10 protein-coding genes are annotated in these 13,307 nt (G+C 62.7%); 8 read left to right on the top strand and 2 right to left on the bottom strand.

Annotation, left to right across the window (positions count from 1 at the left end):
- Positions 1-27 precede the first annotated feature (27 nt).
- From FJ958_RS20950 to FJ958_RS20925, 6 genes are all read left to right on the top strand, one after another.
- Complete coding sequence (locus tag FJ958_RS20950; protein WP_210243463.1) at positions 28-3,810, top strand: Ig-like domain-containing protein; 3,783 nt, start codon at positions 28-30, stop codon at positions 3,808-3,810.
- A 69-nt stretch (positions 3,811-3,879) separates the two neighbouring features.
- A complete protein-coding gene (locus tag FJ958_RS20945; protein WP_140745086.1) occupies positions 3,880-4,251 on the top strand; it encodes a hypothetical protein in 372 nt (123 codons plus the stop codon).
- A gap of 300 nt (positions 4,252-4,551) precedes the next feature.
- Positions 4,552-5,751, top strand: a complete 1,200-nt coding sequence (locus FJ958_RS20940) for an ABC transporter substrate-binding protein (RefSeq protein WP_140745084.1) — start codon at positions 4,552-4,554, stop codon at positions 5,749-5,751.
- Between the two features lie 42 nt (positions 5,752-5,793).
- Positions 5,794-6,456 carry a thermonuclease family protein gene (locus FJ958_RS20935; protein WP_246679676.1) on the top strand — a complete coding sequence of 221 codons (663 nt, stop codon included), beginning with the start codon at positions 5,794-5,796 and terminating at the stop codon, positions 6,454-6,456.
- Positions 6,457-6,606: 150 nt separating this feature from the next.
- Complete coding sequence (locus tag FJ958_RS20930; RefSeq protein WP_140745080.1) at positions 6,607-7,359, top strand: GGDEF domain-containing protein; 753 nt, start codon at positions 6,607-6,609, stop codon at positions 7,357-7,359.
- A 152-nt stretch (positions 7,360-7,511) separates the two neighbouring features.
- Positions 7,512-7,766, top strand: coding sequence for an exopolysaccharide production repressor protein (locus FJ958_RS20925; RefSeq protein WP_140745078.1), 255 nt, complete (start codon positions 7,512-7,514; stop codon positions 7,764-7,766).
- Positions 7,767-8,008: 242 nt separating this feature from the next.
- Here the strand turns inward: FJ958_RS20925 and recQ are convergent, their stop codons facing one another.
- Positions 8,009-9,841, bottom strand: a complete 1,833-nt coding sequence (gene recQ / locus FJ958_RS20920) for a DNA helicase RecQ (protein WP_140745076.1) — start codon at positions 9,839-9,841, stop codon at positions 8,009-8,011.
- A gap of 352 nt (positions 9,842-10,193) precedes the next feature.
- Here recQ and FJ958_RS20915 point away from each other — a divergent pair, with 352 nt between their 5' ends.
- Together FJ958_RS20915 and FJ958_RS20910 are read left to right on the top strand one after the other, a co-directional pair.
- Positions 10,194-11,615: a coniferyl aldehyde dehydrogenase gene (locus FJ958_RS20915; RefSeq protein ID WP_140745075.1), complete on the top strand. Its 1,422-nt coding sequence runs from the start codon at positions 10,194-10,196 to the stop codon at positions 11,613-11,615.
- Between the two features lie 179 nt (positions 11,616-11,794).
- On the top strand, positions 11,795-12,811 hold the full coding sequence (locus tag FJ958_RS20910) for a glycosyltransferase family 9 protein (protein ID WP_140745073.1): 1,017 nt from the start codon (positions 11,795-11,797) through the stop codon (positions 12,809-12,811).
- A 152-nt stretch (positions 12,812-12,963) separates the two neighbouring features.
- Here the strand turns inward: FJ958_RS20910 and FJ958_RS20905 are convergent, their stop codons facing one another.
- Entirely contained in the window at positions 12,964-13,302 is a 339-nt protein-coding gene (locus FJ958_RS20905; RefSeq protein ID WP_140745071.1) for a cupin domain-containing protein, read from the bottom strand.
- Positions 13,303-13,307: the final 5 nt, after the last annotated feature.

Here is a 13,307-nt window from a genome sequence, read left to right as displayed (position 1 = left end):
CTGACCATCTCCATCGGCGACAGCGGGGTGACGACGACGGTTCCGGTGGCCGGCACGGCCGGGGCGCAGGTGTCGGAAGCGGGTCTTCCGCCGCATGGTGCCTTGCCGGCGGGCTCCGGCGAGAGCGCCGATGGGCTCCCCAACAACAACTCCGACACCTCGGAGACGACCACCGGTTCGATCACCTATACGGCGCCGGACGGTCCGGCCACGGTGACGATCGGCGGTTTGGCGGTGAGCGCGGTCGGCCAGACATTTGCCGGCAGCTTCGGCACGCTGACCATCACCAGCATTGCCGCCGGCTCGGTCGGCTACAGCTACACGCTGACCACCAACACCTCCGGCGACACCACGCATGACGACTTCGCGGTCTCGGTGACGGACGCCGACGGCGACCACAACGACAAGACGCTGACCATCAACATCGTCGACGACGTTCCGACGGCCCATGCCGACAGTTGGGCACCGGTAATCACCGCGCCTACGGTGCTGACCGGCCTCCTGGGTAATGACGTCTTCGGCGCCGACGGGGTCGCGACAACCACCCCCGGGATGGTAACAACCACCAACGGCGCGCACGGCACCGTCACTTACAACAACGACGGAACATTCACCTATACGCCGACAGGCATCTATGTCGGATCGGACTCGTTCACCTACACTATCAAGGACGGTGATGGCGACACCTCGACCGCCACTGTGACGGTGAACGTGCAGACCAATACGGTTCCGGGGGGCGGCGGCACCGCATCTCTGACGTTGAACGAAGCAGCTCTCGACACCACCCAAGACGCCGCCGACCTCCACGCGGGCGCGGTGACTGGGACCAATCCCACCAGCCCTGGCGAATCGGCACAAGCGACCAGCGGGATTACCTTCACCACGACGGGTGAGGCGATCACCGTAGCCTTTGCCAATCCAACAGGTGATCCGAACTGGGTAGCGCCGGCGGTCTCCGGTCTGGCAGCCGGATATTCGATCAGCTGGGCACTCAGCGGCGGCCAGCTTGTCGGCACGCTGATGCAAGGTGTCACCAACCTCGGACCTGCAATCTACCTGGCGCTGTCGAACACGAGCGCCGGCGCCAACAGCTCATTGACTCCCGTGGTCACCGCCACACTGACCGACCAGCTCCAGCATACCGCCGGCTCTGGCAACATCACCATCAATGGTCTTCAGGTGGTGGCAACCGACACCAGCGGTGACCATGTTTCCGGCGCGGTCAACCTGACGGTTCTGGACGACACCCCGCTGCCTTTCGTCGGCGACAGCATCAGTCTGCCGGACACATTGCACACCGCGCTGACCGAACACCTGAACTTTGCACCGGGCGCGGGAGCAGACGGTGTCGGAAATGTCGTGTTCAACGTGACGACAGGTGCCGCCGTTCAAGACGCCAGCGGTGCGAACGTCTACCTCAACGGGGAGCAGCTGTTCTATCAAGTCTCCGCGGATGGTCACACGGTCGAGGGAAGATCGTCAGTGGCAAATGGCAACGATCTCGGATTCACCGCCTCGCTCGATCCGGCAACCGACACTTGGTCCTTTGTCTTGAATGGTACGATCTTCAACGGATCTCAATTCACGACGGCAGGCGCCACAGCCACGGGCGGCAACAACCAGGTGAATGCCTTCACAGCTCTCACCAGCCCGGATACACCGAACGACTTGTTGGTCACGGCAAACGGCTCCAACAACGTCAATACCAGCACCGGAAACTTCGGGGTCGGTAGCGGCCAGAGCATTACAAGCGGGGAGACAATCCGTTTCGACTTCGTGACGAACGCATCGACCACAGGAACCATCGCCGGAACCAACTATACCACTCACTACGAGGTATCGAGTTTCACCCAGGGGATCACCAAAGCAAATGGCACGGTGGATATCACGATCAGGGCCGTAAATGCTGACGACGACAAGACTTTCGTCGGCGACGGCTCGGGGGAAGCCACGGCTACCGGAATTACCGTGACCTTTGTGAACGGTTCTGGCGGCGCCGCGCCCACACTGACGAACAATGGCGACGGCACCTTCACGCTTCATGGATTGGACCAAGGCGACACCTTCACCGTCACGGCCAGTTCGGACCCGTTTAGCGCGGTCGAGATCTCGGGAGCGTCGTCAGGAACCTTCAAGCTTGGCGCGGCCAGCTTCGCTACCGCCAACGCGGTTGACCCGTTTGACATCAATATCCCGGTGACGGGAACGGATGGCGACAGCGATACGGCGGCTGGCAGCGTGACCGCACATCTTTACCCAACCGCCACAACGCTCGAAGGCACCAACGGCGTCGACAATCTCGTAGCTACCGCGGTGAAGACCATTTTGCTTGGCCAGGATGGCGACGATCATCTGACCGGCATCAATGGGCACGATACGATTCTATCAGGAGGACAGGGTAACGATACACTGACGGGCCTCGATGGAAAGGATACCCTAATCGGCGGAGCGGGTGCGGACACGATGACAGGAGGAGCCGGCAACGACACCTTCGTGATCGGCGCTGGGGAGTCGACGCCCGTCATCGGCGGATCGGGCAACGCCGGCACGATCTCCGGATATGACATCATCACCGATTTCGTCGCCGGCACCGACAAGTTGACCCTGCCCGGCAGTCTGGTGGCCGCCACCTCCGGCAACGTCAATGGCGGGGATTCCACGTTGACGATCGGTGGTGACACGGTTCAGTCCCATTCGGTCACGAACGGCATCGCCAGCTTCTTTGGCACCGACAGCTTTACCGCGCCATTGGCGGTCACGTCCGCCGCAAGCCTAGCGGCGGTTGTCCAGTATCTTAATGCTACAGACATCGGCAACGCCGGGGCGACGCTCGCATTCACTGCAACGATCTCAGGGGTAAACCATACCTACGTCTATACTCAGGCAACCACGAATGCCGGCGTGGGAGCACTGGTCGATCTCCAGGGCGTCACCATATCTAACCTGAACACCCTCATCGGAGGCTCCGTCGACCCCATCATTCTCGACCTGAACCACAATGGCTTTGCCTTCTCCGATGTCAGCCACGGTGTTCAGTTCGACATGAACGGCGATGGCACCAAGGAACAGATCGCCTGGAACACATCCCATGACGGCATGCTGGCTGTCGACCTCAACCATGACGGCAAGATCAACGACGGCACCGAACTGTTCACGCCGAATTTCGGCGGTGGCAACTTCGCCAGCGGCGTGGCCGCTTTAGCATCGCTCGACAGCAACCACGATGGCGTGATCGACCACAACGACGCGGCGTTCAGCAGCCTGCTGATCTGGAAGGATGCCAATGCCAACGGCATCAGCGATGCCGGGGAATTGTCGCACCTCGCCGACAACGGTGTTGTCTCCATCAGCACGGCAGCGCACCCGGCTGTCGGCGAAATCGACGGGCAGACCGTGACCGGCAACGGCACTTTCCAGATGGCCGATGGCACGAGCGGCAACTATGTCGAGGTGGAACTCGATACTTCGCTGGTTGCCCCGACGCAGCCGTCGGTGGCTATCGACGGCACCTCGGGCGCAGACACGTTCAAGATCGATAATCTGAACATCAAGGATCTGATCTCGGACTATCATGGCGCCGAGGGGGACAAGATCGACTTGAGCGCGCTGTTCGATAGGGCACCGGCTGGCAACATCGCCGACTATGTGCATTACAACAGCGCGACCAGCACGGTAAGCGTCGACACCAGCGGCTCGGGCAATCCGGCCAACTTCGTGGATGTTGCCGTTCTGCAGAACGCGCCGCCCGTCGGCACGATCAATATCCTCTACGACGATACGAACCACGCACAGCATACCGCCACGATTTAGTGCTTATGAGCGGGCGGACTCCCTGTTATACAGTGGCTAAAGCATGAATTGGTTGGAGAGGGGACTTACATGAAGACTGTTGCAAAGCTACTGGTTTCGGCTGCGGCCCTGTTGTTGACGGCTGGATCGGCGGGCTACGCCGCCGATATCATCGGCGGCTCGACGGCCGACTATTGCCGTGTCGCCGGCAACTCGGACCTGGTGCGGACCGACAACATCGTCGATCTGAAGAACCAGGTGGTGAAGCTGATGGACGAGTCGGTCTCTGTCGCCAACAGCCCGGAATGGATCAACTCGTCCAGGCCGGTTTTCGTCTGGGCGTCGGAAGCCAAGGTGGCCTGCGGCATGGCTTACGGCTACCTGAAGACGAATTATCGCGACGAGGATACACTCGACAAATGCGAGTGTTTTCACGAGCGCATGGTCGAGTACATGAACTGACCAGGCAGGCGGGAACGTCGGGCCGATGATTGACGGTCCCATGTCACTGCGATCACGGGAACGATCGCATTGGTCGGTCCCTTGCCGTGTGTCACGCCGGCCGGTTCGAGGGAGCGGGCCCGCGAACAAGCCTCCACTTTCATTCGCCATTGCCAGCGTGCGCCAGGACGAGGGCTGGAAGCAGAAGAACGCGGCCCTTCGCCAGCCGAGAACGGCGCAAATCCGCCGTAACATATTTTGAAGATGAGACCGGGAAGGGCAAGGTCGCACAATCTGGCGGCATGTTGGGTGGGAGCAAGCATGGGATTTGGCCGACAGGTACACCGTCTTCGGACGTTGGCGGCGGCCTCGGTGCTGGCGGGATCCTTGCTGGGTTGTCAGTCGAAAGGCAGCGTGTCCGACGCGCTCGATCCGGCCGCCGTCCAGGCCGGCAATCAACCGGCCGTTGTCGCTGTCGCCAACGCAAGCCAGGCAACGCAGTCTCTCGGCACGGGCCCCACGAAGGTTGCCATGCTGCTGCCCCTCTCCGCGCCGGGAACGGCGGGGGAAAGTGGCAGGAAGATGCTCGATGCCGCAAAACTCGCGATGACCGATCTTGGCAATCCGCTGCTTACGCTGACCGTCGAGGACACGCGAGGCGACGTGAGTTATTCCCAGCAATTGGCGATCAAGGCCATAACGTCGGGGGCGAAAGTTGTCATCGGCCCGACCGAACTGCCCGCGGCACAACATGTCGCTCAATTGTCGGGGTCGAACCGGCCGCCGGTTCTGGCTCTTTCCGACAATTTCGCCGGCGGCCCGGGCGTCTACGCCGTGTGCCTCACTGAAGCAGACAGCGCCGCGGCGGGTGCCGGCGCCATCGCGGCCAAGGGCGGCAAGAAATTCGTCCTGCTTGTCCCGGCAGGGTCGAATGCCGGCATAGTCGAGAAGCGGGTTGCCAACAGTCTCAGCGTATACGGAGCCACACTTGCGGTCACCATACCCTATTCGGCCGCCGACAACGGCGCCAAGGCGGTCGCCGACATGGGTTCGCTTGTGGAGATGCCCGATGCCGTCATCGTTGCCAGCGGTGACGGCAGCCCGTCGCCGATCCTCATCGCCCTGAAATCAAAAGGCATTCCGGGAAAGACGACCTCCGTGGTCGGGACAAATCGCTGGCTGGATCGCCCCATCGATCCGCTTTTCGAAGGCGCCTATATCGCAACGCTCGATCCACGCGAGACGGGTCCCATTGCGGATCGTTTCAAGACGACCTTCAAATACGAGCCTGATGTCAATGTCGCTTATGCTTATGATACGGTCGCCCTGACAGCCGGGATCGCAAGCGCACTTGGACCTGCCAGTTTCAGCAGAAAAGCCTTCGAGAATCCGAGCGGGTTTCGCGGGTCGACCGGTTTGTTCCGGTTTCGCGCCGACGGATCCAGCGAACGGTCGATGCCTTTCTACCGAATTGAAAAAGGCGCGCTCAAACTGGTTGCCAAATCGACGTCGGGTTTCTGACTGGACGTAGACTCGATGGGGAAAGCACAACGCGTCCGCATCATGATCGCGATCGGAAGCCTTGAGCTCTTGATCGGAATTTTGTTGATTGTCCGGGCAGCGCACCTGTTCCGGGTCGATCCGCCAATTGTCGCCTCCGCCCCCGACGTCGGGCACAAGAACCTTCGGGGCCCGGTTCGCTTCCTTTCCGGTTCGGCACGCAAGATCGCTCAGGACCTCATCGCGCCGCCGCAGATCGACCCGACGGACATCGAGCGAGCGGAGCCACGTTCGCCGCTCGGCGAACTCGGCCTTGCGTCCCCCCCGAAAACGCCCATGCCACAGGATTGGCGGGAGATGCTGCTGTACAGCCCACAGGCCACATCGTCGGCCGGCTTCGAATCCATGGGCCGAAAAGTGACGATCAGCGGCGTGCAGGGCGTCGAGATCGACAGAACGTGCCTGTTTGGCGACATCTCCTGGCCTTGCGGGCAAAGGGCACGCGCTGCTTTCAACAGCTGGCTCCGCGGACGGGCGTTGAAATGTTTCGTGCCACCGGAAATTGACCGTTTCCCGATCGCCGCGCCATGCCGGCTGGGAAAGCAGGATGTCGGCGCCTGGCTCGTATCCAATGGCTGGGCCCTGGCTTTGCCGAATGGTATCTATGCCAAGGCCGAGGCGACAGCCAGGGCCGCGGCAATGGGAATCTTCGGCCCGCCTGCGTAAGCGCGTCAGGCATTCGTCAGCTCCGGGATTGACCTCCCAGCGCCGATCCCTGGCGAGACGATCCCTCCCGATCCATCAAATTGTATTGTTCCTTGAGACCGAAATCGTAACTTGCCGGCTGTATGGTGCCGATCAAACAGGAGATTGGCCGTGACAAGAACATCGACCGAGGCCCCGGCCAAAGCATGGAAGGACATTGTGTACTTGGCCATCCTGGGAACTACCGGCAGCTTACTCGTTTCCCTCGCCTTGAACTACCTGCTTTTATTCAGCGATGCCTTGACCCCGTTCGGCCGCGGCGTGATCACCGCAACGGTCCTGCCTCTGGTGATTTGCCTGCCGCTGTTTGTGTTCATAGGTCTGAAGTTGGCCGATATCCGCCACTATCGACGGGAACTCAACAAGGCGGCGAGCTATGACGGGTTGACCGGCTGCCTGAACGGGACCGTTTTCGCGTCACTCATCGAACGCAGAGCGGTCAAGCCCTCGGCGCCGGGCTCGCGATCGGGCGCCTTCCTGGTGATTCACCCCGAGCATCTGCGCGCCATCAACCTACGCTTCGGCCTTGGTTGGGGCGATGAAGCCCTGCGCCTCATAGCCTCGGCTATCCGATCCTCCGTTCGCTCGGAGGATGTGATTGGCCGCATCGGCGCTTCGATGTTCGGGGTGTTTCTGCCCGGAGCAAGCGAAGCCGACGCCAGAAAGATTGGCGAGCGTATTCGTGCCGGCGTCTCGCAAGTCTATTTCGCGCCCCAAGGAGGCGAAGAAGTCCTGGCCGTGAAACTCGGAGGTGTGGTGTTTGAGCAGGAACTGGAGTTCGAGGACATGTTCCGGTCTGCGGCAGAGCGCTTGTCGGGGCCTCGGTCGGACGGCGGTTTTGACTTGTCGCATCGTCACGCCTAGCCGCGGCTGGCCAATCGCGAAGCCGGCCAGTCTCTTCACCCGCAGGTACTTGCGTAATTGCTAAAATAATGAAAAACCTTCAAACCGGGATGTGGCGTTCCAGTTAGGGAGACGTTTCGAGACTGGTGACAGTCAGGAACGTTCTGGCAAAAATGTATTTTCCGCAGTTTCTGGTGGGTATGTTCGGCACGCTGGGCTTCGTGGCTGTCTGGATCTTTGCGGCAACGGGTTCCTTATGGCATGCGCTTGGCTGGACCGCGGTCGCCGCGATAGTTTTGCAGATTGGGTATTTCGTCGCCGTGATGATGCTGGTCATTGGGCGCGCACCCCAGAAAATGGACTCCAAGGATTTCGCCGACAGTGATGCCGACTTGCCTGCGCCCTTTGAACATGACGGCGTCGCGTAAAAGCAAACAGATAGGGCGGTTCTGCATTTCCGCGAAATGATGGAACGCTCTAACAGGCAGGGCAAAAGGCGGCCAAACCTATCGGTCCCCTCTCCTTGTCGAAGACAGGATGACGGTCGGCTTGATCGCGTGCAGCGCGACGCCGCCGGCAAGGGCAGCGAACGCACGCCATTGGCGCGGTGAAGCAGGTCGCCCCAACCGCCACTTGGCCGCCGGACATCCACGGATAGCGCCGGATCGCCTCAGGCCGATTCGCCCGCCTGGTGCGCGGCGATCGCGGCGAGAAAAAGCTGGCCGAACTCCTTGAGCTTCGCCCCGCCCACGCCATTCACCTCGGCGAAGGCGTCGAGATCGCGCGGGCGGCGTTCGGCCATGTCGATCAGCGTGCGATCGGAGAACACGACATAGGCCGGCACCTGACGCTCCTTGGCGAGACGCAGCCGCAGCGATTTGAGCGTGGCGAGCAGCGATGCATCCACGCCTTCGGTGTTCGCGGCGCCCTCGGCCGCTCGCATCTTGCGCAGGGCGCGGCCGCGCATCTCGACGCGATAGTGGAACGGCACCTCGCCCTGGCCGAGCGCGTGGCCTTTGTCGGCAATGGCAAGGCCGCCATGGCCGCTCGGGTCCGGCTCCAGGAAGCCTCCGGCGACAAGCTGCCGGATCAACGATATCAAGAAATCCTTCTTGTGCGCCACGCCGCTGCCGAAGCTCGCCAGCCGCTCATGGCCCCTGGCCAGGACCTTCTCGGTCTCGTGGCCGAGCAGGATGTCGATGACATGGGTGGCGCCGAAGCGCTCGCCACTCTGCGCCACCGCCGCCAGGATGACACGTGCCTCGGCGGCGCCGTCCGCGCGCGGCACCTGGTCGAGGCAGTTGTCGCAATTGCCGCAAGGCTGCGCCTCCTCGCCGAAATAGCCGAGCAACACCTGGCGGCGGCACTGCGCCGTCTCGCAATAGCCGATCAGCGTATCGAGCCGGCGATGCGCCCGCCGCTTGTGCTCGGTGGACGCGTCCTCGTCGTCGATGAACAGCCGGCGCATGCGGATATCGCCAAGGCCGTAAAGCATATGCGCCTCGGCCTTGCGCCCATCACGGCCGGCGCGCCCGATCTCCTGGTAATAGGCCTCCAGGCTGCCTGGCATATCGGTATGGAAGACATAGGCGACGTCGGGCTTGTCGATGCCCATGCCGAAGGCGATGGTCGCCACCATGACGATGCCGGAGAGCGTCATGAAGGCGTTTTGATTGGCCTCACGCGCCTCCTTGCTCATCCCGGCATGGTAGGCGAGCGCGGTGACGCCGTTCTTCTCGAGGAAGGCCGCCATCTCCTCGGTCTTCTTGCGCGACAGGCAGTAGACGATGCCGCTCTTGCCGGCGTGGCGCTCGATGAAACGCAGCAATTGCCGCTTGCTGTCCTGCTTGGATTCGATCGCCAGCTTGATGTTTGGCCGGTCGAAACCCAGCACCAGGGTTTCGACCCGCTCGGCGAACAGCCGGGCTTCAATGTCGGTGCGCGTGCTCTCGTCAGCCGTTGCCGTCACCGCGATGATAGGCACGTTGGGGAAGATGCCGCGCAGCCGCGACAAATCCTCATATTCGGGCCGGAACGCCGGCCCCCATTGCGAGATGCAATGCGCCTCGTCGATGGCGATCAGGCTGACGTCGAGCCGCGAAAGCGCCTCGAGCATGCGCTCGGTCATCAGCCGCTCCGGCGCCAGATAAAGCAGCCGCGTCTGGCCCGACGCGACACGGCGCCACGCCGCGACATTGGCCTCGCGGTCGAGCGAGGAATTGATCGTGTCGGCGCCGACGCCGGCAAAGCGCAAGGCGGCGACCTGATCCTGCATCAGCGCCACCAGCGGCGAGACGACGATGCTGAGCCCGCCCAGGACCAGCGCCGGAACCTGGTAGCAGAGCGACTTGCCGGCGCCTGTCGGCATCACGGCCAGCACATGGCGCCCGCTAAGCAGCGCGTCCATGACGTCGGCCTGGCCGGGGCGAAAATCGTCGAAGCCGAACACGTCCTTGAGGACGCGCCGCTTGGCATCCGGCCTGTCCGCCGTCGATCCGTGCATGGAGAGATGGTTCCTCGTTGGCTGAACCATGGTCCTAAAGCGAAGCGCGCGGGAATGCCACCGCGAACTCGTCCGTAAAGTCCGAGCTGGCAACTCATCCGTAAGGCCATGTCAGACCGCAGATTCCCGCATAGGATGTATAGGTTGGGGCCTCACGCTTTAGAGAATCGGAGGCCGTTTCGGTGGACAGATCGGTTCTGGCTGGCAGCCACACCGCCCAACTTCGAAAAGCATGCGGACCCGGCGCGGGCTGGCCGAAGCCCTGGCACCTTCCCTTGCGGGAGCCGCGGGCCGGCTGGATTCCTGCAGGGACCGGGATGTAAGCTCAGCCCTACGACAGGAGGAGGACGCGATGCTGCAGGTCAGACAGGACACGCTCCGCGACCGGTTCGAACGGCAGCGTGCGGCCTTCCAGGCACAACCCTTTCCGGATCTTGGCGTACGAAAGGACCGGCTGAAACGCCTGCTGGCGCTCACCGAAAAGCATGAGGCGGACATCTGTGCGGCCATCGATGCCGACTTCGGCGGCCGCTCGGCGCACGAGACCCGCCTCGCGGAACTGTTTGTCGTGCGCGCCGGCATCCGCCACACGCTTTCCCATCTGAGAGGCTGGATGCGGGAGCGCCGTGTCGCCACCACCTTGCCGTTCCTGCCCGGCCGAAATCGCCTGCTGCCGCAGCCGCTCGGCGTTGTCGGCATCGTCTCGCCCTGGAACTACCCTTTTCAGCTCGCAATTGCGCCGGTGACCGCAGCCCTGGCCGCCGGCAACCGCGTGCTGGTTAAGCCTTCCGAACTGACGCCTGCTTTCTCGGCGTTGCTCGCCAGACTGGCCGGCGAGCACTTTGCCCCCGACGAGTTGAGCGTCATCACCGGCGATGCCGAGATGGGCAAGGCCTTCGTGTCGATGCCCTTCGATCATCTGCTGTTCACCGGCTCGACCGCCGTCGGCCGCCAGGTCGCGATCGCCGCCGCCGCCAACCTGACCCCGGTCACACTCGAACTCGGCGGCAAGTCTCCTGCGATCTTCGATCCCTCATGCGACCTGGACACGGCCGCATCCCGCATCGCCTACGGCAAGCTGCTCAATGCCGGGCAGACCTGCATCGCGCCGGATTATCTGCTGGTGCCCAGGGGACAGGCGGCCACGGTCGCCATGAAGCTCGCCACGGCGGTGGCGCGGCTCTACCCCACCTTGCGCGACAACCCCGACTACACCGCCATCATCAGCGACCGGCATTACCAGCGCCTGCGCGCCATGATCGCGGAAGCCCGCGACGCCGGCGCCGATGTCGTCGAAATCAACCCGGCCGGCGAAGAATTCGGCACTGCCAACCGGAAGCTGCCGCCGACATTGGTCTGCAATGCCGGTCCGGACCTGCGGCTGATGCGTGAAGAGATTTTCGGCCCGGTGCTGCCGATCGTCGAGTATGCCACGGTCGGCGATGCGATCGATCATGTGAACCGAGCCGACCGGCCGCTGGCGCTCTACTGGTTCGGCCACGACAGCCGCAACCGCCAACGCATCCTGCATGAGACCCTCGCCGGCGGCGTCACGATCAACGACTGCATGCTGCATCTGGTGCAGGAGAACCAGCCTTTCGGCGGTGTCGGCGCCAGCGGCATGGGCGCCTATCACGGCGAATGGGGGTTCCGCACCTTCAGCAAGGAAAAGCCGGTCTTCCTGCAGTCCAAACTGAGTGCGGGAGGACTTCTACGCCCGCCCTACGGCAAGACGTTCGAGCGGCTTTTCAGCCTGCTCACGCATATCACCTGAACAACGTCGGCGTTTTGGTGCCGCAATGACCAGCGCATCGGCGACGATATTCGTTGATACCGCTCCCTATTGTTGCGTTTGAAGCACGTTCCCTCTGGATTCAGTCGGGATTTGCTGTCTTTTTTGCACGATCTTTTCCGGCTTATTCCCGACCTCATAGCTAACGGATCCGCCTGGCCATGGATTTGCTCGCGCCGCTGCTTATCTTCTACGGCCGCAACGATGCCCTCGGCGACGGGTTGCTGAGGATACCGGCCTTGCGGGCGGCAAGAACGGCCTTCCCACGAAGCCATATCGTCTATGGCAGCCGGGGCAAGTCCTCGCTTACGGGCATGTTGCACAAGCATGCGGCTCCCCTCGTCGATGACTTCAGGACGATTGTGCCGCTTTCCGCCATTCTGGCTGAGTTCGCCCGGCCCGGCGGACAAACAACGGTCGTCGACTTCCGGGCGGGCGTGCCCGGGCTGATGGTGACCGCATTGCAGCTTGTCGGCCGCAGCGTCCGCTACGAGCCCAATTTTGCCGGTCATCTCTTGTCGCTGCGTTGGGGCACAAGATGGACCTTGCGGCCCGAACACAATGCCTGGCGCTACCACCGGCTGATCGAGCGCCTCGCCGGCCGGCACTTGCCATTCGACCATCGGCTTGATGTCCCGCAGGCCGCCCGGACCCAGGCGCGCCGGTTTCGCGGAACCGGCGACCGGCCGCTGATCCTGCTTGGCGGCAATGCCAGGGGCAACAAGTTCATGAGCGAGGCCCAGGTCGCTGCCATAGCCGGCAATCTCATCGATGCCGGCTATCAGGTCCTGTATCTGGTAACCCCGGGCGACGGACCGACGCCGCAGGCCCTTCTCGCCAGGGAGAGCCGTCTTTCGGTGATCGGTCCGGAACTCGGGCTCGGAGTCGAGGCGTTCGGCGACCTCCTGCTGGCGCTTGGCGAGATGGCTGCCGCCTATGTCGGTATGGAAGGCGGGCTGGGGCACCTGTTCGCCACGGTCATGACGCCGACGGTGATCGTCAACAACGGCGCCAATCTCGAGCGGTGGCGGCCGCTGTCGAACCGGGTCGAGGTGGTGACGGCGCCGAGGCGCGGCAGAACAGCCAAAGTCGCCGACACGCCGGTCGAGGCCATTCTCGAGGCCACGCACCGCTTGCTCGCCGCCGGTCGCCGTGACCACGCGGATTTAGTCTATTAAGTTAAGCTTATATTCACCATGATCCGGCAGGTTTCCAATCCTGCGGTGATGTTTTGAGTACCGCGGCGCCACAAGCGCCCAGGCAACGCCCGCGCCTCTTCGGAGGCGCGGGTTCTCATCTACACAGTGTCAACCCAAGCAGAAGGCGTCCATCAGGTCAGAAAATCAGCCCGTCGCGGCGTGAAACTGTCGACCAGCCGCCCCGCTTCCAGCGCCTTGACGCCATGCACCAGACCGGACGGCACGATGAAGCTTCCGCCGGCCCCAAGGATCTCGGTCCGGCCATCGATGGTCACCTCGAAGCGACCCTCGGCAACGTAGCTTGCCTGGACATGCGGATGCGAGTGCAATGCGCCGACACCGCCCTTGTCGAAGCCGAACTCGACCATCATCAATTCGTCCGTATGCAGCAAAACGCGCCGCCTGTTGCCGTCCGGCGTCGGCGTCCAGGCCGCCTCGCCGGCCTGCGCGAAAATCTTCGGTTTCGTCATCGTCA

This window comes from Mesorhizobium sp. B2-3-5, assembly GCF_006442395.1.
Classification (GTDB): domain Bacteria; phylum Pseudomonadota; class Alphaproteobacteria; order Rhizobiales; family Rhizobiaceae; genus Mesorhizobium.
Note: the sequence above shows the minus strand (reverse complement) of the source record. Positions and strands in the feature narration are given on the sequence as shown.